Source organism: Mycolicibacterium sp. 624 (assembly GCF_040548615.1).
GTDB lineage: Bacteria > Actinomycetota > Actinomycetes > Mycobacteriales > Mycobacteriaceae > Mycobacterium.
Genome location: NZ_JBEPRZ010000001.1, coordinates 610,873 through 632,501 on the forward strand (window position 1 = coordinate 610,873; position 21,629 = coordinate 632,501).

A 21,629-nucleotide genomic window follows, 5' to 3' on the forward strand; every position below is an offset into this window, starting at 1 on the left:
ACACCGAATGGTCAACCAACTCGAACACGCGACAGAGGCGCTGCGAAAGGCCCTCGTCCAGGTCGAACGGCTCAAGAACCAGAACCGTGCGCTGCTGGAGCGCTCGGGTGAGCCGATCGCGATCGTCGGGATGTCGTGCCGGTTCCCGGGTGGCGTCTCGACCCCCGAGGACCTCTGGGACATGGTGGCCCAGGGCCGCGATGTGGTGTCAGATCTCCCCGACGACCGCGGCTGGGACGCCGCCGGACTCTATGACCCCGACCCGGATGCACCGGGCAAGTCGTATGCGCGCACGGGTGGCTTCGTCGAGAACGTCGCCGACTTCGATGCGAGCTTCTTCGGGATCGCGACGAGCGAGGCGCTCGCGATGGATCCCCAACAGCGCATGCTGCTCGAGTTGTCCTGGGAGGCCCTCGAGCGCGCCGGTGTTGATCCGACATCTCTGCGCGGCAGCTCGACGGGCGTGTTCGCCGGGGTGATCGCCGGCGGCTACGGCATGTCCGACGACGCCATCGAGGGCTACCGGCTGACCGGCATGACCTCGAGCGTCACATCGGGCCGGGTCGCCTACGTGCTCGGACTCGAGGGTCCGGCCGTGTCGGTCGACACCGCCTGCTCGTCGTCGCTGGTGGCGTTGCACATGGCCATGCAGGCGCTGCGCCTCGGCGAGTGCGACCTGGCCCTGGCCGGTGGCGTGACGGTCAACGCGACACCGACCATCTTCGTGGAGTTCAGCCGCCACCGCGGCCTGGCACCCGATGGCCGCTGCAAGCCCTACGCCGGCGCGGCCGACGGCGTCGGCTGGGCCGAGGGCGGCGGCGTGCTGGTGGTCGAGCGCCTGTCCGACGCGCTGCGCAACGGCCACAATGTGCTGGCCGTCGTCCGCGGCTCTGCGGTCAACCAGGATGGTGCGTCGAACGGGCTGACGGCGCCCAACGGGCCGTCGCAGCAGCGCGTGGTGCGCGCCGCGCTGGCCAACGCGGGATTGACCTCCACCCAGGTCGACGTCGTCGAGGGCCACGGCACGGGAACCCCACTGGGCGATCCGATCGAGGCGCAGGCGCTGCTGGCGACGTACGGCCAGGACCGGTCGCAGCCGCTGTGGCTGGGCTCCATCAAGTCGAACATGGGTCACACGCAGGCCGCAGCCGGTGTCGCGGGCGTGATCAAGATGATCATGGCGATGCGCCACGAGCTGCTACCCAAGTCGCTGCACGTCGACGAGCCCAGCCCACACGTGGACTGGACCGCGGGCGCCGTCCAGCTGTTGGCACAGGCCCAGCCGTGGCCCGCCGGAGAGACACCGCGCCGGGCCGGCATCTCGTCGTTCGGCATCAGCGGCACCAACGCGCACGTCATCGTCGAGCAGGCGCCGGCACCGGAGGCCAAGCCGGCCACCGAGAGCGCGCCCACCCCGCTCCTGCCGTGGGTGCTGACGGCCAAGTCACCGGCGTCGCTCGCCGCGCAGGCCGGTCGGCTGTCCAGGTATCTGGAGGAACACGCGGATGCCGGCGACCGCGACGTCGCCTGGACGCTGGCGGGCCGGGCGGCATTCGACCACCGCGCGGTGGTGCTGGGTGCCGACCGCGCCGAACTGCTCGCTGGGCTGGCCGAACTGGCAGCCGACGACGAGGCGGGGACCAGGGCGGTCCGCGGGCATGCCACGCCGGTGAGCAAGACGGCCTTCGTGTTTCCCGGGCAGGGTAGCCAGTGGATCGGCATGGGCGTCGAACTGCTCTCCAGCTCAACCGTTTTCGCCGAGGAGATCGCGGCGTGCGATGAGGCGCTGTCGGAGTTCGTTGACTGGTCGCTGCTCGATGTGCTGCGCGGCGCTCCGGGTGCCCCCACGTTGGACCGCGTCGACGTCGTCCAGCCCGTGCTGTTCGCGGTCATGGTGTCACTGGCCCGGCTGTGGAAGTCGATCGGCGTTGTCCCCGACGCGGTGATCGGCCACTCGCAGGGTGAGATCGCCGCCGCCCACGTCGCGGGTGCCCTGTCGCTGCGCGACGCGGCCCGCGTCGTCGCGCTGCGCAGCAAGCTGCTGATCGCGCTGTCCGGTGACGCGGGCATGGTGTCGCTGGCGTGCAGCGCCGAACGGGCCCGCGAACTGCTGCTCGGCCTCGGCGACCGCGTCGGCATCGCGGTGGTCAACGGTCGCTCGGCCGTGGTGGTGTCCGGCGAGGGTGCCGCACTCGACGAGCTGGTGCGCCAGTGCGAGGCGCTGGACATCCGCGCCCGCCGCATCGACGTCGACTACGCGTCACACTCCCCCGCCGTGGAGGCGATCCTCGACCAGCTGGTCGAGGCGCTGGCCGGTATCGAACCACGCTCCACCCGAACCACTTTCATCTCGACCGTGACGGGCGAGTCGATGGACACCGCGGGCCTTGACCCGCAGTACTGGTACCGCAACCTGCGTCAGACCGTCGAGTTCGACAAGGCCGTCCGGACGGCGTGCAAGCACGGTTACCGGGCGTTCATCGAGGCCAGCCCGCATCCCGCGCTGATCGCCGGTATCGAGGACACCGTCACCGACTGCGCCGACGCCCCGGGCGACCCGATCGTCGTGCCGTCCCTGGGCCGTGACGACGGCGGCCTGGACCGCTTCATGACATCGGCCGCCCAGGCCTACGTCGCCGGTGTCCCGGTGGCGTGGCGCGAGGTGTGCCCCGGCGGTGACCTGCTCGACCTACCGACCTACGCGTTCGACCGGCGCCGCTTCTGGTTGTCCGGCGGCGCAGGCGGTTCCGGCGACGCGAGCGGTTTCGGTCTGGCGGGCTCCGGCCACGCGCTGCTGAACGCCGTCGTCGAGGTGCCCGACTCGGGTCAGGTCATGTTGACGGGCCGGCTCGCCGCGTCGTCGCAGGGCTGGCTGTCCGATCACGCGGTCGGCGGCACGGTGCTGTTCCCGGGCGCCGGCTTCGTCGAACTCGTCATCCGCGCGGGTGACGAGGTCGGCTGCCCCGCCATCGAGGAACTGACGCTGCAGGCACCGCTGGTGGTGCCGCCGTCGGGCGTGCCGCTGCGTGTGGTGGTCGGACCGGCGCAGGAGTCGGGAACCCGTGCGGTGTCGGTGTTCTCGCGCCACGCTGACGACGTCGCGGACTGGGTCCTCAACGCCGAGGCCATCGTGGGCTCGGAGGCCGGCACCCCAGGCGCAGACCTGTCGGCGTGGCCGCCCGCCGGCGCCGTGCCGGTCGATGTGTCCGACGCCTACGGCATGCTCGCCGAGCGGGGCTACGAGTACGGCCCCGCCTTCCGTGGGCTGACCGCGATGTGGCGACGAGGTGCCGAGGTCTTCGCTGAGGTCGCCCTGCCGCAGGACGTGGCCGCCGGTGACTACGGGGTGCACCCCGCGCTGCTCGACTCGGCGCTGCACGCCGTGGCGCTGGCCGCCGACGACTTCGGCTCAACTGCTCCTCACGTCCGCGGGACTCTGGCACTGCCCTTCTCGTGGGAGCAGGTCACGCTGCACGCCGCGGGCGCATCGTCGGTTCGGGTGCGCATCACCCCGACCGGCACACACTCGGTGTCAATCGAACTGGCCGACGGCCTCGGCCTGCCGGTGCTGTCGGTCGGGTCCATGACGGCGCGGCCGGTGAGCGCCGATCAGATCGCCTCGGCCATGGCGAGCAGCCGCGCCGACGGCGAACTGTTCGAGGTGGACTGGTCGCCGGTCAAGGCGCCCGCGACCGTGCCGCCGCTGCCCGACGGTGTCGTCACGTTCGAGTCATCCTCGGCAGCAAGCGATTCCGCGGATCTGCCGGCCGCAGTGCGAGACGCGACAGTGGCCGCCCTGACCCGCATCCAGTCCTTCCTCTCCGAGGCTTCCGCGCACGCCAGGAGCAATCAGGAATCCGGCACGCTGGTGGTCATCACCCGTGGCGCCGTGGCACCACTGCCCGGCGCCGACGTCACCGACCTGGCCGGCGCCGCAGTGTGGGGCCTGGTCCGCGCGGCGCAGACCGAGAACCCCGGCCGCATCGTCCTGGCCGACGTGACAGGCGAATTCGACCTCGCCGCGCTGCTCTCAGTCGGCGAACCCCAGATCGTGCTGCGGGACGGCGTGATGTACGCCCCGCGCGTCACGCGCAGCCGCGGCACCGACGGCGTTCTCACCCCGCCCGACACTGGCAAGCCATGGCGCCTCGGCGTCACAACGGCTGGCACGTTCGAGGACCTCGCGCTGCTCGAGGTGCCGAACTCCGACGCACCACTGCCCCCCGGGCACATCCGGGTCGAGATGCGTGCCGTCGCGGCGAACTTCCGCGACGTCATGATCACGCTCGGCATGTTCACCCACGATGCGCTGATCGGCAGCGAGGGGTCCGGCGTCGTCACCGAGATCGGCCCCGACGTCACGGGATTCGAGATCGGCCAGCGGGTCATGGGCCTGTTCCCCGAGGGCACCGGCACGCTGGTGGCCGCCGACGCCCGCCTGGTCGCGCCCATCCCCACCGGGTGGACGGACGCGGAGGCCGCCGCCGCACTGGTGGTGTTCACCACCGCCTACTACGGGCTCAAGGAGCTGGCCGACGTTGCACCCGGGCAGTCGATCCTCATTCACGCCGCCACCGGCGGCGTCGGCCTCGCCGCCGTGCAGCTGGCCCGCCACTGGGGTATGGAGGTGTTCACCACCGCCAGCCAGCCCAAGTGGGACACGTTGCGCGCCATGGGCTTCGATGACGACCACATCGGGGACTCCCGCACGCTGGACTTCGAGCAGAAGTTCCTCGACGTCACCGGCGGGCGCGGCTTCGACGTGGTGCTCGACTCGCTGGCGGGCGACTTCGTCGACGCGTCGCTGCGCCTGCTCCCCCGCGGTGGAGTGTTCCTCGAGATGGGCAAGACCGACATCCGCGACGCCGACACCGTGGCCGCCGCACACCCGGGCGTCCACTACCGCGCGTTCGACCTCTTCGAGCCCGGCCGGCCACGCATGCACGACTACATCGTCGAGCTGTCGGCCATGTTCGAGGCGGGCATCCTCACCCCGCTGCCCGTCACCACCTTCGACGTCCGGCGTGGACCCGCGGCGCTGCGGCACCTGAGCCAGGCCCGTCACATCGGCAAGGTCGTCATGACGATGCCCGGCGCGTGGACGTCGGGCACGGTGCTGATCACCGGCGGCACCGGCATGGCGGGCGCCGCCATCGCGCGGCACGTCGTGACCAGGAACGGGGCACGCCATCTACTGCTGGTGTCACGCCGCGGACCCGACGCCCCCGGTGCCGCCGACCTCATCGCCGAGCTCACCGCGGCAGGTGCCGATGTGCGCGTGGTCGCGGCCGACGCCGCCGACCGGGCCCAGCTGCAGGCAGTTCTGGACAGCGTCGACGTGCCGCTGTCGGCCGTCGTGCACGCCACCGGTGTGCTCGACGACGCCGTCATCGGCTCGCTCACGCCCGAGCGCGTCGCGCCGGTGCTGCGCGCCAAGGTCGATGCCGCCTGGAACCTGCACGAACTCACTCGCGGCGCCAATCTCGGTGCCTTCGTGCTGTTCTCGTCGATGGCCGGCGTCGTCGGCTCCGCAGGCCAGGCCAACTACTGCGCGGCGAACACGTTCGTCGACGGTCTCGCGACGCACCGGCGCGCACACGGCCTGCCCGCGACGTCGCTGGCATGGGGCTTGTGGGATCAGGCCAGCGCCATGACCGGTCACCTCGCCGACGCCGACCTGTCCCGGCTCGGCCGCGACGGCATCCTCGCGATGTCGAGCGATGACGCGATGGCGCTGTTCGACAGCGCGCTCGTCGTGGGTGAGGCGCTGCTGGCCCCGGCGCGGATCGACCGCAGCGCACTGCGCACCCGTTCGGCACAGGGCGTCCTGCCGCCCATGTTCAGCCGGTTGGCCAGCGCGCCGACCCGACGCCGCGTCGACGACTCGCTGGTCGCCGCGAAGTCGAAGTCCGCTCTGGCACAACGGCTGCAGGGCCTCTCGGAGCCCGCGCAGCAGGCGCTGATCCTGGACCTGCTGCGATCGCACATGTCGACGGTGCTCGGCACCACGGACCCGGACTCGATCGCCGCGGAGCTGGCGTTCTCCGATCACGGTTTCGACTCGCTGACGGCCGTCGAGCTGCGCAACCGGCTCAAGACCGCGACCGGTCTCGCGCTGTCACCGACCCTGATATTTGACTACCCGACGCCGGAGGCGCTGGCGGGCTACATCCGTACCGAGCTCGCCGGCGACACCCTGGCGCAGGAAGCACGCCAGACCTCATCGGCGGTGTCGGTGATCGACGAGCCGATCGCCATCGTCGGGATGTCCTGCCGCTACCCCGGAGGCGTCGACTCCCCGGAGGCGCTGTGGGACATGGTCGCCGATGGTCGGGACGTCCTCACCGACTTCCCGACCGACCGCGGCTGGGACCTCGCCGGACTGTTCAACGCCGACCCGGACGCCCCCGGCAAGTCGTACGCCAGCACGGGCGGCTTCGTCGATGACGTGGCGGGTTTCGACCCGGCGTTCTTCGGGGTGTCTCCCAGCGAGGCGCTGGCGATGGACCCGCAGCAGCGGCTGTTCCTCGAGCTGTCGTGGGAGGCGCTGGAACGCGGCGGTTTCGACCCGGCATCGTTGCGCGGCAGCGCCACCGGTGTCTTCGCGGGCATCATCGCGCAGGGCTACGGTATGGGCGCCGACGGTGTCGAGGGCTTCCGGCTGACCGGCCAGGCGGCCAGCATCGCCTCGGGCCGCGTCTCCTACGTGCTCGGCCTCGAGGGCCCGGCGGTGTCGGTGGACACCGCGTGCTCGTCGTCGTTGGTCGCCCTGCACATGGCGACGCAGTCCCTGCGCCTCGGTGAGTGCGACCTCGCGCTGGCCGGCGGTGTCACCGTCAACGCGACGCCCGATATCTTCGTCGAGTTCAGCAGGCAGCGTGGGCTGTCCGCCGACGGCCGCTGCAAGGCCTTCGCCGGCGCGGCGGACGGCACGGGCTTCGCCGACGGCGGTGGCGTGCTGGTGGTCGAGAGACTCTCGGACGCACAGCGTCTCGGTCACCCGGTGCTCGCCGTGGTCCGCGGGTCCGCGGTCAACCAGGACGGCGCGTCGAACGGTTTGACCGCCCCCAACGGTCCGTCACAGCAGCGCGTGGTGCGCGCCGCGCTCGCCAACGCGGGTCTCGCACCGAGCGACGTCGACGCCGTCGAGGCGCACGGCACCGGCACCACGCTCGGTGACCCGATCGAGGCGCAGGCGCTGCTCGCGACCTACGGTCAGAATCGGTCGGAGCCGCTGTGGCTGGGCTCGATCAAGTCCAATATGGGACACAGCCAGGCCGGTGCAGGCGTGGCCGGCGTGATCAAGGTGATCGAAGCACTGCGCCACGACACGCTTCCCGCGACGCTGCACGTCGATGAGCCCAGCCCACACGTGGACTGGTCGATGGGATCCATCTCGCTGCTCACCGAGGCCAGGCCGTGGAAGGCCAAGCAGGCCAACGGGCACGTCCGTCGGGCGGGTGTCTCGTCGTTCGGCATCAGCGGCACCAACGCACACGTGATCATCGAGGAGGCGCCCGCAGTCGACGCGCCGGTGATCGTCGCCGAGCATGCCGGATCCATCGGCTCCTCGCGCGAGCGCTCGTCGGCGGTCTCGCCGTGGACGCTGTCGGCGAAGTCGCCCGAGGCGTTGACGAGTCAGGCCGGGCGCATCGCCGATCACGTCGAGGCCCACCCGGATCTGGACGTCCTCGACATCGGCTGGACGCTGGGCGGGCGCAGTGCCTTCGCGCACCGCGCCGTGGTGCTCGGCGCCGACCGCGACGACCTGCTGCGCGGCCTGCGCTCCCTGGCCGCCGACGAACTCACCGATGACATGGTCCGGGGCCGCGCCAGCGGCGGCAAGACGGCCTTCGTGTTCCCGGGTCAGGGCTCGCAGGCGCTCGGCATGGGACGCGAGCTGCACGCCGCCCACCCGGTGTTCGCCGATGCATTCGACGCGTGTGCCCGCGAACTGGACCGCCACCTTCTGCGCCCGGTGCGCGACGTGATGTGGGGTGCCAACGACGCGCTGCTCGACAGCACCGAGTTCGCCCAGCCCGCGCTGTTCACCGTCGAGGTGGCACTGTTCCGGCTGCTCGAATCCTGGGGTGTGCGACCGGACTACCTGATTGGCCACTCCATAGGCGAGCTTTCGGCCGCGCATGTGGCCGGTGTCCTGTCGCTGGAGAACGCCGCGGCGCTGGTGGTCGCCCGGGGCAGGCTCATGCAGCGCCTGCCCGAGGGCGGTGCGATGGTCGCCGTCAACGCAACCGAGGACGAGGTCGCACCGCTGTTGCGCGACATCGAATTCGGGGGCGTCTCGATTGCCGCCGTCAACGCACCCAATTCGGTCGTGATCTCGGGTCCGCAGGACGCGGTGCTCGCGATCGCCGAGACCCTGCGCGAGCAGGGCCGTCGCACGCATCAGCTCGCGGTGTCGCACGCGTTCCACTCGTCGCTCATGGAGCCGATGCTGCTGGAGTTCAACACGCTGGCCAGCGGCATGTCCGTTGCGGCGCCGGGCATTCCGGTGATCTCCAACCTCACCGGTGACGTCGCGGGACCCGACTTCGGCACGTCGGCCTACTGGCAGCGCCACATCCGCGAGGCGGTCCGCTTCGCCGACGGCGTGCGGGCGCTGGCCGCTGCGGGCGTGACGCGCTTCCTCGAACTCGGACCTGCCAGCGGGCTGACGGCGTCGATCACGCAGACCCTTGCCGATGTCGACGCCGCCACCGAACCCGTCGCGGTGTCGGTGCTGCGCAAGGACCGGCCGGAGCCCTCCACGCTGCTGACGGCACTCGCCGAGATCAACGTCGCCGGTGGCGATGTCGCCTGGCGCGGTGTCTGCACCGGTGGCCGACTGGTCGACCTGCCCACCTACGCCTTCCAGCGCCGCCGGTTCTGGCTGTCGGGTCGTGGCGCGGGCGCCACCGACGCCGTGGGTCTTGGCCTCGGCGGTACCGAGCACGCGCTGCTCGGCGCGGTGGTCGAGATGCCGGAGACGGGCGGCGTGACGCTGACCGGCCGGCTCGCGGTCTCGTCTCAGTCGTGGCTGGCCGACCACGCCGTCGGCGGAGTGGTGCTGTTCCCCGGCGCCGGGTTCGTCGAGCTGGCGATCCGCGCGGGCGATGAGGTCGGCTGCTCGAGAGTTGATGAGCTGATGCTGCACGCCCCGCTGGTGCTTCCGCCCGAGGGTGTCGCCGTGCAGGTGGTCGTGAGCGCGGCCGATGCCGGCGGTGCGCACGTGGTGTCGATCTTCTCCCGGCCCGACGGTGACAGGTCGGCGTCGGGCGCCCCATGGACGCTGCACGCCGAGGGTGAACTCGGCGTCGAGTCATCCGCGCCCGGTGCCGAGCTGACGGTGTGGCCGCCGGTCGGCGCACGTGAGGTCGACGTCGCCGACGCCTACGCGGTGCTGTCGGAGCGTGGTTACCAGTACGGTCCGGCGTTCCAGAACCTCACCGCGATGTGGCGTCGCGGCGAGGAGATCTTCGCCGAGGTCCAGCTCGGGCAGGACGTGTCGGTCGCCGGGCTCGGCGTGCACCCGGCCCTGCTCGACGGCGCGCTGCACGCGGTGATCCTCGGCATGGACTCCGAGGAGCTGGCCCTGCCGTTCTCCTGGCAGAAGGTGTCGCTGCACGCCGCGGGGGCGTCTGCGATCCGGGCCAGGATCGCGCCGAACGGCCCGAGTTCGATGTCGATCGACCTCGCCGACGGACTGGGTCTGCCGGTGCTGTCGGTGCAGTCGATGGTGGCCCGGCCGGTGACGGCCGCACAGTTGGCGGCAGCCGTCGGCGGCACGTCCGGTGGCGAGCTGTTCGAGGTGGCCTGGACCCCGCTGGTCCCCGACCCCGCAGCGTCGTCCGACGTCGAGATCCCGTTCCACGAACTGCGCTCGGCAGCAACGGATCCCGGCGTGCAGGAGGTGTACGCCACCACGCACGAGGCGCTGGCCCGCATGCAGTCGTGGCTGACCGAACAGGAATCAGCCACGCTGGTCGTCGTCACCAGCGGCGCTGTTGCGCTGCCCGGCGAGGATCTGCGTGATCTCGGCGGTGCCGCCGCATGGGGTCTGATCCGGGCCGCGCAGACCGAGCATCCCGGCCGTGTGGTGCTGCTGGACACTGATGACTCCCTGCCGCTTGACCAGGACCTGCTGACGGCCGTCGTGGGCGTCGCCGAACCGCAGGTCGTGCTCCGCAAGGGCGTCCTGCATCACACCCGCGTGCTGCCGAGCCGCGCCGCCGACGCGGTGCTGACCCCACCGGCCGACGGTGCGCCGTGGCGGTTGGCTGTCAACAAGTCGAGCACCTCGGGAACATTTGAAGACCTGGTGCTCGAGCCGATCCCCGACGCTGACGCCCCGCTCGAGCCGGGTCGCATCAGGGTGGCGATCCGCGCGATCGCGGCCAACTTCCGCGACGTGATGATCACGCTCGGGCTCTACCCCGGTGACGCCGTGATGGGCATCGAGGCCACGGGCGTGGTCACCGAGATCGGTTCCGACGTCACAGGTGTCGCCGTCGGCGACCGGGTGATGGGTCTGTTCCCCGAGGGCACCGGCACCGTGGCGACCACCGACGCACGTGTGGTCCTTCCGGTGCCCGCCGACTGGCGCGACGCCCAGGCGGCCGGTTTCACCGTCGGCTTCGCCACCGCCTACTTCGCGCTGCGCCAGATCGCCGACGTGGCGCCCGGCCAGTCGGTGCTCATCCACGCCGCGACCGGCGGTGTCGGCATGGCGGCGGTGCAGCTGGCGCGGCACTGGGGCCTTGAGGTGTTCGCCACCGCCAGCCAACCCAAGTGGGACACGTTGCGGGCCATGGGCTTCGACGATGACCACATCGGTGACTCCCGCACGCTGGAGTTCGAGCAGAAGTTCCTGGCCGTCACCGGCGGTCGCGGTGTGGATGTCGTGCTGGACTCGCTGGCCGGGGACTTCGTCGATGCCTCGCTGCGCCTGCTGCCGCGTGGCGGCGCGTTCCTGGAGATGGGCAAGACCGATATGCGCGACGCCAACACCGTCGCCGCGGCCCATCCCGGTGTGCGCTACCGCGCGTTCGACCTGTTCGAGGCCGGCGCCGACGGTGTCGCGTCGATCCTGTCCGGTGTCGCATCGCTGAGCGGAGGCGGTGTGCTCAAGCCGCTGCCGGTCAGCACGTGGGATGTCCGGCGGGCCCCCGCGGCGCTGCGGCATCTCAGCCAGGCCCGTCACATCGGCAAGGTCGTCATGACTATGCCCGAGGCGTGGACGTCGGGCACGGTGCTGATCACCGGCGGCACCGGCATGGCCGGAGCATCCATCGCGCGTCACATCGTCGCCAATCACGGTGCGCGCGACCTGCTTCTGGTGTCGCGGCGCGGACCCGACGCCCCTGGTGCGGCCGAGTTGGTCGCCGAACTCACCGAGGCAGGCGCCAACGTGGCGGTCGTCGCCGCCGACGTCGCCGACCGCGACGCGCTGGCCAAGGTGCTCGCGGGCATCGACCATCCGCGGCCGCTGTCGGCGGTGTTCCACACCGCGGGTGTCATCGACGACGCCGTGGTGACGTCGCTGACGCCCGACCGCGTCGACACCGTGCTGCGCGCCAAGGTCGACGCCGCCGACAACCTGCACGAGCTGACCCGCGACCTCGACGTCTCGGCATTCGTCCTGTTCTCGTCGATGGCCGGACTGGTCGGTGGGTCAGGTCAGGCCAACTACTCGGCGGCCAACGCCTACCTGGACGCACTGGCCTGGCAGCGCCGCACCCAGGGCCTGCCCGGCATGTCACTGGCGTGGGGCCTGTGGGAGCAGGCCAGCGGGATGACGGGTCACCTGCAGACCGCGGACCTGGCCAGGCTCAACCGCGACGGCATCCTCGCGTTGCCGGTCGAGGAGGCGCTCAGCCTGCTCGACAAGGCGCTGGTGGTCGATGAGCCGTTCCTGGTGCCGGCCCGGATCGATCGCGGTGCGCTGCGCACCAAGTCCTCGGCGGGCACGCTGCCACCGATGTTCAACGAGCTGATCTCCGGTCCGGCGCGGCGCCAGGTGGGTGACTCACTGGCGGCGGCGCAGTCGCGCTCCGCGCTGACGGCGCGACTGTCGGGGCTGCCCGTCGACGAGCAGCAGATGGTGCTGCTGGATCTGGTGCGCTCGCATATGGCGACGGTGCTCGGCCTGCCCTCCCCGGACGCGATCGGTGCCGATCTGGCGTTCTCCGATCACGGCTTCGACTCATTGACGGCGGTGGAGCTGCGCAACCGGCTCAAGGCCGCGACCGGCCTGACGCTGTCGCCGACACTGATATTCGACTACCCCAATCCGTCGGCACTGGCCGAGTACTTCCGCACGCAGCTCGGCGGCGAGGAGGCCGCGGGGCCCGCCCCCAGTGCCGTCGAGGACGAGCTGCGGCGGGTGGTCGCATCGATCCCGATCAAGCGGCTCCGGCAGGCTGGCGTGCTCGACATGCTGCTGAACCTGGCCGGGGAGACCGGCTCGGGCAGCCCTGTCGTCGGCGGTGCCGAGGACACCGCCGAGCCGCGCACCCAGGACATAGCGGACATGGATCTGCAGGAGCTGCTGGCAGCGTTCCAGGACGATGACGACTAGGCCGCGATGAGGGTCGTCGTCACCGGCGCCGACACCCTTCTCGGTCAGGGCGTGGCGATGCGGCTGACCAGCCTCGGCCACAACGTCACCGGCGTCGGCTCCACGCGTCCCGAGAGTTGGCCGGGCTCAGTCGCATTCACCACCGACACCGGTGGGTTGCTGAATGCGGATGTGGTGGCCTGGTGTGATCCCGCCGCACCCCTGCCCGTCACCGGCGCACGACGGATCGTCATGGCCGCACCGCTGGGCCAGCACGTGCAGCCACCGAGCGACGTCGAGTGCATCGCGGTCCGGTTTCCGCAGGTACTCGGCCGCTCGGTCGATGACGCGGTGCTGCGCCGCTTCGCCCGGCCGGTGCAACTGAGGTCCGGCGAGATCGTCGACCGGCCTCTTCAGGTGGTGCACCCCAACGACCTGCAACGCGTGTTCGTCCGTGCCGTAACGGATTCCAGCCTGCCAGCCGGCGTCATCGACGTCGCCGCCGAGGGCCACACCACCATCCGCGCCATCGCGGGCGCGTTGGGACGGCCGCTACTGCGGGTGCCGACACGGTTCCTGCCGGTCGCCGACCCCGGTCCGCAGGCACCGCTGGACACCCGTCGCCTGCGCGAGGAGTGGGATTGCGCGCCCACGTGGACCGCGGCGCAGTGCGTCGATGACTTCGCGTTGGTGTGCCGGGCCCGCTTCGCCATCGGCCATCGTGTCGTGGCCCTGCCGTGGCGCCTGCCGCGGGTACGGGAGATCCCGGCGGTGGACACACCGTCCGAGGACGGCGTGGCGCCGGTGCCTGCCGGAATCGGCGGCGCCAACGGTGAGTTCGACACACCAATCGACCCGCGATTCCCGGCGTTCGTCGCGACCAACCTGTCCGAGGCGTTGCCCGGACCATTCTCGCCGTCGTCGGCGTCAGTCACCGTGCGCGGCACCAGGGCTGCGGCGCTGGTGATCTCGCAGCGGCTGCGGCCCGGCGGTGCGGTGCAGCGCGAGATGTCCAAGCGCACCACCGGGGTGTTCGGTCACCGCCTGTACGCCGGTATCACCTCGGGTCACTTCATGGCCCAGACCGTTCCGCTGGTGAAGCCGGACCTCATCATCAACGGATTCTTCGGCCGGACCATCGAGGGCCTTCCGCTGTTCGGTGACGAACTGCCGCCGGTGAATCGGCGCAACATCGTCGGGCACGTACGTGGTGTCCTCACCTTCGCCAACAATCTGCTGGGGTTGACGGCCGGGTCGGGGCAGGACACCCGCGACTTCGTCGGCGATGTGACGCGCCTGGAGTCGCGCGCCGCCGGTGTCGCCGATCTTGACGACCAGCAGTTGCGTGAGCTGATGGCGCTGGCCCGCGACCACGTGGTGCATGCGTGGGTGCTGGCGTCGGCGTCGATCCTGGTGTGCACCGCCTACGGGGTGATCCTGCGGATCCTGTGCGGACGTGACGTACTGCCGTCGACCGGTGCGGACATCACCAGCGCACAGTCGCTTGGCGCGGTGCACCGGCTGGCGGCCTCCGCACGGCGTGACCCGGCGGTGGTCGCGCTGCTGAGCACCCCCGAGCCCGACCTCGCCGCCCTGACGCAAATCGCACCCCGGTTCGCCGCCCAGGTGGAACGCGAGATCGGTGTCATCGGCCACCGGGGCCCCGGTGAGGTCGAAATGCGTTGTGCCACATTCTCCGACGACCCGCGGTTGCTGCTGCGAATGGTCGCCAAGACGTTGCAGGCCCCGGCCTGGTTACCACCGCAGCCACCCGCTATTCCGCTATGGGTGCGCCCCGTCGCCGCCGCGGCGGCGGGCCAGATGCGTGATCGCGAGGTCCGCCGCGACCGCATGGTCCGCACCATCTGGCTGCTGCGCGGACTGCTCCGCGAGTACGGGCGGCGGCTCGTCGCCGCGGGCACCCTCGAGCAGCCCGACGACGTCTTCTACCTGCTGGTCGACGAACTGGATGCGCCGCCGCCGGACCTGACGGCAGTCGTGGCCAGGCGCCGGGCGCAGCAGACCGAGCTGCAGCGCCACGTGCCACCGGAGGCGTTCAGTGGCTCCTGGGCTCCCACGGCGGCGCCCACGACCGAACTGACCGGCGGCGACGTGCTGCACGGGCTGGGCGTCTGCGCAGGCGTCGTACGCGGCCGGGTGCGCGTCGTGCGCCCCGAGACCATCGACGATCTCGAGCCCGGTGAGATCCTGGTCGCGAAGGTCACCGACGTCGGTTACACCCCGGCGTTCGCCTATGCGGCGGCCGTCGTCACCGAACTCGGCGGGCACATGTCGCATGCGGCAATCGTGGCCCGTGAGTTCGGTGTGCCGTGTGTGGTCAACGCGCGGGGCGCGTCGACCCGACTGCCGACCGGCACCCTGATCGAAGTCGACGGCGGTACGGGACTCGTCACGGTGCTTGCGCCCGCGCCCGACGCCTGACGTGCCCGGGGACCATCTCGACGGGTGTCATATCGTGGCGGTCATGGACTTCGCGATGTCGGCCAAGGGGCAGGACTTCCACGATCGACTCACCGCCTTCATGATCGAGGAGGTGTTCCCCGCCGAGGAGTCCTACGACGCGTACCGGCTCCAGGCCGGACCAGGTGATCACACCGTTCCGCCGGTGATCGAGGAACTCAAGGTGAAGGCCAAGGCGCGGGGCCTGTGGAACCTGTTCCTACCGTCGGAGTCGGGGCTGACCAACCTGGAGTACGCCCCGCTGGCCGAGTTGAGCGGCTGGAGCATGGAGCTGGGCCCCGAGGCGCTCAACTGTGCCGCCCCCGACACCGGCAACATGGAGACGCTGCACCTCTTCGCGAACGAGGCGCAGAGCAAGCAGTGGCTCGAGCCCCTGCTGGCCGGTGAGATCCGCAGCGCGTTCGCGATGACCGAGCCCGCAGTGGCCTCCAGCGACGCCCGCAACATTCAGACCACGATGCTGCGCGACGGTGACGACTACGTCATCAATGGCCGCAAGTGGTGGATCTCCGGTGCGGCCGACCCGCGCTGCAAGATCCTCATCGTGATGGGCCGCACCAACCCGGATGCGGCCAGCCATCAGCAGCAGTCGATGATCCTCGTCCCGGTCGACACACCGGGTGTCTCGATCGAGCGCTCGCTTCCGGTGTTCGGCTGGCAGGACCAGCACGGCCACTGCGAGGTCAGCTTCGACAACGTGCGGGTGCCGGTCGGCAACCTGCTCGACGAGGAGGGCAGCGGCTTCGCGATCGCCCAGGCACGCCTGGGACCCGGCCGCATCCACCACTGCATGCGCGCGATCGGTGTGGCCGAACGCGCGATCGCGTTGATGACCCACCGGGTGCAGACTCGCATCGCGTTCGGCAAGCCATTGGCCGAGCAGGGTGTGGTGCAGCAGCAGATCGCCCAGTCCCGCAACGAGATCGACCAGACCCGGCTGCTGTGTCACAAGGCGGCGTGGACCATCGATCAGCACGGCAACAAGAGCATCGAGGCGCGCCAGCTGGTCGCGCAGATCAAGGCGGTCGCCCCGCAGATGGCGTGCAATGTCATCGACCGGGCGATCCAGGTGCACGGGGCGGCAGGCATCTGCGACGACACCCCGCTGGCCCGGATGTACGGCTGGCACCGCGCGATGCGGCTGTTCGACGGACCCGACGAGGTCCACATGCGCACCATCGCCCGCAATGAACTGGGCCGGGAGAAGTCCGCGATGGCCACGGCGGCGAGCCGCCAATCGACCACGGCGGCGAGCCGCCAATCGAGCACGGCGGTGATCGCGTAATGGGATCCCATGGCGACGAACTGTCGGGTGCCTGGAACTTTCGTGATGTCGCTGAGGAGACGGGTATTCGGCCCGGCAGGCTCTACCGCTCCAGCGAGCTGAGCAGGCTGGATGACGGTGGCCGGTCGGCGCTGCTCGACCTCCGCATCGCCGATGTCGCCGATCTCCGGTCGGACCGTGAGGTCGAACGGCGCGGTGCGGGCCTGGTGCCCCGAGAGGTGTCGATTCACCGACTGCCATTCCGTGAACTCGGCGAGCAGGCGCCACACGAGCAGGCGTTCGAGCAGTCCCTGGCCTCCAGCACCGGCGAGGACGTTGCCGTCGTGGCCGGCCGATACATGACCGACGAGTACGCCAAGTACCCGGGCTTGCCCGGTGCGCAATCCGCTGTCCGCCAGCTGATCTCGCTACTGGCCGATGGCCGTCCGGTGCTGGCGCACTGCTTCGCGGGTAAGGACCGCACGGGTTTCACCGTCGCGGTGGCACTTCAGGCGGTGGGCGTCGATCGCGACGCGGTGATGGTCGATTACCTGCGCAGCAACGATGCGATACCGCCGCTCAAGGAACAGATCCTCGAGTCGCTGCGCAAGCGCACCGATGAGCAGACCAAGGAGATCGAGACCTTCGCCGAGGCGCAGCTGACCGACGAGGTGCTTGGCGTACGAGAGGTGTACCTGCACACCGTTTTTCGGGTGATCGACGAGGAGTACGGGTCGGTGGCGAAGTACCTCGACGCCGTCGGCGTCACCGAGGACCAGGTGCGGCGGCTGCACGCCAACCTGCGCTGAGCGGCCGGCCTCCCCATCAGCCAGAGGCCCGAGAACCCTCCGACAGCATGATCAGGCGCGCGACCTCAACCCGCCGTGCCACGTTGAGCTTGCGCAGCACGTTGGCGACGTGAGTGTCCACGGTGCGGATACCGATGAACAGGATGTTGGCGATCTCTCGGTTCGTCTTACCCTGTGCGATAAGTTGCGCCACTTCTGTCTCGCGGCGGGTCAGGGCGCCCGTCAGCGGCGCGGGCTGCGCGTCGACGCCAGTGGGCCTACCCATGCCAACCGCCCCATGGGCGCGCGCGTCGGGCGAGCCGACCGCGGGTAGCTGCCGCGCGGCAAACGTGGCAACGATCTCGGGAAAGTTCACCAGAGCCATCCTCGGCTCGATCCGGGTCTGCATTTCGACGGCGTCGGCACCCAGCTCCGCAGACGATCGTTCGAGGACACGGATCCGTTGTGCGGAGAGCACATCGATGCCGATGAGCAGATCACTGCCCGAGTACTTCCAGTAGTGCCCGGTCATCCCCAGCAGTACTGCGGCAAGTGAGTACTCCCCCTGCATCGCCAGCGACCAAGCGACCACTTCGGTCGCCAATGCCACGCCGAGAAAATCCTGTACCGAGGCCTTCAGTTGCAATGTCCGTCGCGCTTCGGCGTACGCCTGGGTGTACTCCCCCTCCAGATAGTGGACGAGGGACCGCACCCAGGACACCAATCCTCGGCACCAGACGTCACCATCCGCCAGGCATATCCGCTCGCACTCATCGCACTGCTCCAGGGCGACGCGGCGGTCGCCATAGAGCGCCCGCAACTCCGCGTTGAGTTCGAGCAGAAGGGTGAGCGCCCATGGCCGAACCTTCCCATAGGCACCGCTGAGGGCATTCTGAAGTAGAGCGATGCCCTCACTGTGGTGGCCACGAAGTGTGAGGCAGCTGCCAAGCAGACCCTTCGACAGATACGCCTCGTCGGCGCAGTCCGCGAGAAGCGCCAGTTCGTGGCACTGCCCCAGCGATTCCTCCGCCTCGACGCGTAGGCCGCCCAGGAGTTGCGACCAGCCCTTTGTGAGCAGCAGCAAGCACATCTCGGACGCGTCGGGCTCGGTCCGATCTCCGAGCCGATCGGCCCAGATCAAGCTCTCCTTGATGTGGCCCCCAGCAATCCAGTACGGCCACAGATGCGCATAGAGCTCCGCCGCCTTGTGGGCGCGCGACTCGTCGGCGATTGACCAGTCGAACGCTGCGCGGAAGTTGCCGATCGAGTTCTCGAGACCGGCCAGAATGGGACGCTGATCCGAGCCGAACCAGTTCTCGAACGCCACACGCGCCGCACTGACGCAGTAGTCGAGATGCCGGTCCCGCATCTGAGTGACCACCTCGTCACCGAGCACGATCTGCGCCTTCAACGATCCGAAGGTGCTGACTGTGTCCAAGAGCCGATACCGGGTCGCCGAGGTCTGCTCACTGATCAGAATCGACTTCGCCGTGAGCCGATCCACCGTCTTGAGAAGGTCCGCGTCCACGGTGACGCCCTGGACGGCCGCGATCACATCGGCGGCGACGGCGCCACGAAACACCGACATGGACATCCAGAGCTCTTGTTCGGCCGGCGTGCACCGCTCCCAGGTCCAGACCAGCACGGATTCCAGGCTGGCCTGGTGCGACGCGCCTCCCGGGGCATCGCTCAGAATCTCAAACCGCTGATCCAGATGCGTACGGATTTCGAGCGCGGTCATTGAGCGACTGCGCCCCGCAGCCAGTTCGATAGCCAGCGGAATCCCATCGAGGTGACGGCACAGGGCGTCGATGTCGTGGAAACTCGCCTGGGACACTGGACGCCCGGTGAGTGCCTGTGACCTCGCCATGAAGAGTTCCGCGGCGTCGCTGATCCCATCGCCGTCAGGCGACTCCGTGGACATCGGGGGCACGACGTAGATGTTCTCCCCTGCCACACCGAGTTCCGTGCGAGTAGTGACCAGAATCTTCACCCCGGGACACCACGCGATCAACTCGTCGACGATCGGCGCGAGTGCCGCGACCACGCCTTCACAGCGATCCAGGACCAGCAGGCACGCCTCCTCTTCGAGGAGGTTTCGCAGCGAGGCAGCGGGAGAGCTATCCAGGCCCAGGGCATTGAGGATGGCGTGCTCAACCAACTGGTCACTGCTGGCTACCGACAGGTCAGCGAAGTGGACACCGTCTTCGTAGTCTTCCGCCGAGCGTTTGGCGACCGCCTTCGCCAGTCTGGTCTTGCCGATCCCTCCGATTCCCACAAACGAGACGAGCCGGGCTGTGCGCAACTTGTCGGCAGCGATGGCAACTTCCGTGGAACGTCCGACAAACGGGGTGGGATCTTCGGGAAGCCGACCGTTGGCAAAGTTGCCGCCACGCATCTAGCACCTTCCGTTGGTGTCCGAGACAGTGATGATAGTCACTTCGACTCGCTTCGGACACCCGTCGCTGAAAGCCGTCTCGTTGGCGCCGAGCGGCTCCCTACGTCGCCGGTTGACCGTAGACCGCGACGACGACGGTGCGGTCGAGGCTATTCTCTGACCAGACACCGATTTCGGTGTTGGCGCAGTTGGACATGATGGCCATGTAGTCGGGCCGGTGGTACCAGCTGTTCATGATCTCGATGCCGCTGATGGCCAGCGCCGAGTTAATCGCCACGGTCTCGGAGGCGGTCCCCTTGAAACCGGCCGCACGGGCACGGTCTTGCGGGGTGGACCCGTCGGATCCGAGGTCCGCGTCGAGACGCCGATTGTTCAGTACGTCGTTGGTATGCCATTGGGCGGCCAACTGAAGTTGTGGGTTGACGCGAATATCGTTGGTACAACCCGCCTGGTGTTGGATGGTGTAGACGTTGGCAACGACGCTGTTGTTGAGTCGTTTGTTGTTCGCAGACGCCGGTGCCGCCTGCAGGACCCCGCCGACTGCGAGCATCAACACCGACGCCATCAGCCCAGTTGTTCGCGGACGCGCATTCATGTAGTCCCCTTCAGTGTGTCACCGTGAAAGTCAAAGTGGGGGCGGCTGATATCCGGCCGCAGAGGTGCGTAGCTGCCAGATCTGGGCCGGACAGATCTCATTGGCCGCCTGGCTCACCAGGTAGGAGGCTTGGAACTCGTCGGTGTTGGCGAAGTGGGCCTTGACATCGCTGATGAGATCCCCGTAGGCGGTCCCGCCGGCGATCCTCTCGCAGATTCCATGACCGTATGCCAGGGCGTCGCCGGCACTGGCGAAGTTGTAGCCAGGCCGCACGGTGACGTTGAGCAGATAGGCCACCTCGTCGGCGTGCACCGGCGCTGCACGGAGGGTCGCACCGATAGCCAAGAATCCCACGGCGCTGAGGACGGCGCCGGTGAGCGCTGCCGTGATGCCAGCAGTGGGTCGCCTGCGGCTTCGTGACGATCTCATTTGGGATCGAAACCCGATATGAGCCAACGGTCGCCAATCTTGTCGAGGGTGACTTGCACCGCCGACGATGTGGCCGATGGTGCGTCGTCACCGACGATGACGGCCTGGTCGACGAAGACCAGGACGACCGCATGATTCGCGGTCGCTGAAACCGATGCCGCGGCTGGCACGGTCGCGGTGGCCGAGATGTTTCGCTCCTTCGCCCCGGGGATGACCACCTCGTTGGTCAACGACGTGTACGAGTCCCGAAACGGGCCTGTCAGAAGGTCACTGGCGTCCGCAAGGGTTGTCTCAGCGGTGTCAGGCCGATATGACAGGAGTGCGATGGCGCCGTCAGTGGCGGCGGCCACGGAGGAGAGAGCCGCGGCTTGTGCGACCTGATCCGAGCCGTCTAGATACCTGAGGTATCCCGCCCCCGCGGCCAGGCTCATAACCACCAGCGGCAGAACGATATTGACGGAGCGATCGCGCCATCTCGAGCGCCGTGGCGGTGTCGCTGGATCGACCGCTTCGATGTCCGGGTACACCGGGTCATCGACCAACGACTCGGTCACGACACGAACTCCACGTTGGATACCAACACGTCGTCACCCACGTTCTGTACCGAGATGCGCATGCGCCATGCGCGCAATGCCGGTTCGGGCGCCTCGTTGGTGATGGTCTCGACGTTCACAGCGACGAGCACCCGCGCCTCGGTGTCGGTTGAGGACTCCAGTCCTGCTGCGGCGACGGTTCCGGTGGAGATGGACTGCACCTTCTTGACCACATCGACGAAAGGTTGTGATCGCCGGGAGAAGTCGTCGTGGAACGGGCCGGTTGCTGTGCTGAGGATGCGTTGTACGTCAACATCGGCGTGTTGCCAGTCGATGGTGGTGAGGTTGACTGCACCTTGGCGTCCGACCTGCAGGTACACCGCGCGAAGCTGCGCGTCCTCATGCGCGTGGTAGGCGCGCACCCCCAACACGCCGATGAGAACCGCGAGGCCCAGCGCCATCGTCAGACCGACCAGAAGCGCCAGTCTCAGCGGCGTGATCCGTCGCCACAAGCGTTTGGCCCGATGATCCCCTTCCGGGGGTTCGGTGGGCTCAGCGGAGTCCTGCGCTACGTCCGGCAACGGG

General features: G+C 69.3%; 9 protein-coding genes. 4 read left to right on the forward strand and 5 right to left on the reverse strand.

Features of this window, described 5'->3' with window-relative positions; translation table 11 throughout:
* Nucleotides 1-7 precede the first annotated feature (7 nt).
* The 4 genes from ABIA65_RS02795 to ABIA65_RS02810 are packed head-to-tail and all read left to right on the forward strand — an operon-like array spanning nucleotide 8 to nucleotide 17,110.
* Nucleotides 8-12,577: a type I polyketide synthase gene (locus ABIA65_RS02795; RefSeq protein ID WP_354522538.1), complete on the forward strand. Its 12,570-nt coding sequence runs from the start codon at nucleotides 8-10 to the stop codon at nucleotides 12,575-12,577.
* A gap of 6 nt (nucleotides 12,578-12,583) precedes the next feature.
* The gene (locus ABIA65_RS02800) at nucleotides 12,584-14,998 is read left to right on the forward strand and encodes a PEP-utilizing enzyme (protein ID WP_241401974.1); all 2,415 of its coding nucleotides are present in this window, start codon (nucleotides 12,584-12,586) and stop codon (nucleotides 14,996-14,998) included.
* Between the two features lie 43 nt (nucleotides 14,999-15,041).
* On the forward strand, nucleotides 15,042-16,322 hold the full coding sequence (locus ABIA65_RS02805) for an acyl-CoA dehydrogenase family protein (protein WP_354522539.1): 1,281 nt from the start codon (nucleotides 15,042-15,044) through the stop codon (nucleotides 16,320-16,322).
* Entirely contained in the window at nucleotides 16,322-17,110 is a 789-nt protein-coding gene (locus ABIA65_RS02810; RefSeq protein ID WP_241401976.1) for a tyrosine-protein phosphatase, read from the forward strand. The genes ABIA65_RS02805 and ABIA65_RS02810 overlap by 1 nt, the downstream gene beginning before the upstream one ends.
* A 16-nt stretch (nucleotides 17,111-17,126) precedes the next feature.
* On the opposite strand, the gene ABIA65_RS02815 is transcribed toward ABIA65_RS02810, so the two are convergent.
* The 5 genes from ABIA65_RS02815 to ABIA65_RS02835 all read right to left on the reverse strand — a co-directional run bounded on the left by ABIA65_RS02815 (nucleotide 17,127) and on the right by ABIA65_RS02835 (nucleotide 21,625).
* Nucleotides 17,127-19,487 (reverse strand): LuxR C-terminal-related transcriptional regulator, encoded by a 2,361-nt coding sequence (locus ABIA65_RS02815; RefSeq protein WP_354522540.1) that lies wholly within the window; start codon nucleotides 19,485-19,487, stop codon nucleotides 17,127-17,129.
* A 100-nt stretch (nucleotides 19,488-19,587) separates the two neighbouring features.
* Nucleotides 19,588-20,052, reverse strand: a complete 465-nt coding sequence (locus ABIA65_RS02820; protein ID WP_241405925.1) for a CAP domain-containing protein — start codon at nucleotides 20,050-20,052, stop codon at nucleotides 19,588-19,590.
* A 60-nt stretch (nucleotides 20,053-20,112) separates the two neighbouring features.
* Entirely contained in the window at nucleotides 20,113-20,511 is a 399-nt protein-coding gene (locus ABIA65_RS02825) for a DUF732 domain-containing protein (RefSeq protein ID WP_354522541.1), read from the reverse strand.
* Nucleotides 20,508-21,065 (reverse strand): hypothetical protein, encoded by a 558-nt coding sequence (locus tag ABIA65_RS02830; RefSeq protein WP_354522543.1) that lies wholly within the window; start codon nucleotides 21,063-21,065, stop codon nucleotides 20,508-20,510. Before ABIA65_RS02830 ends, ABIA65_RS02825 begins: the two co-directional genes overlap by 4 nt.
* Nucleotides 21,062-21,625 (reverse strand): Rv1363c family protein, encoded by a 564-nt coding sequence (locus ABIA65_RS02835; protein WP_354522545.1) that lies wholly within the window; start codon nucleotides 21,623-21,625, stop codon nucleotides 21,062-21,064. Before ABIA65_RS02835 ends, ABIA65_RS02830 begins: the two co-directional genes overlap by 4 nt.
* Nucleotides 21,626-21,629: the final 4 nt, after the last annotated feature.

Bases quoted from the DNA above. Each gene is read 5' to 3' on its own strand.
- ABIA65_RS02805 (WP_354522539.1), top strand. From the start codon at position 15,042: ATGGACTTCGCGATGTCGGCCAAGGGGCAGGACTTCCACGATCGACTC.
- ABIA65_RS02820 (WP_241405925.1), bottom strand. From the start codon at position 20,052: ATGGCGTCGGTGTTGATGCTCGCAGTCGGCGGGGTCCTGCAGGCGGCA.
- ABIA65_RS02825 (WP_354522541.1), bottom strand. From the start codon at position 20,511: ATGAGATCGTCACGAAGCCGCAGGCGACCCACTGCTGGCATCACGGCA.
- ABIA65_RS02800 (WP_241401974.1), top strand. From the start codon at position 12,584: ATGAGGGTCGTCGTCACCGGCGCCGACACCCTTCTCGGTCAGGGCGTG.
- ABIA65_RS02795 (WP_354522538.1), top strand. From the start codon at position 8: ATGGTCAACCAACTCGAACACGCGACAGAGGCGCTGCGAAAGGCCCTC.
- ABIA65_RS02810 (WP_241401976.1), top strand. From the start codon at position 16,322: ATGGGATCCCATGGCGACGAACTGTCGGGTGCCTGGAACTTTCGTGAT.
- ABIA65_RS02815 (WP_354522540.1), bottom strand. From the start codon at position 19,487: ATGCGTGGCGGCAACTTTGCCAACGGTCGGCTTCCCGAAGATCCCACC.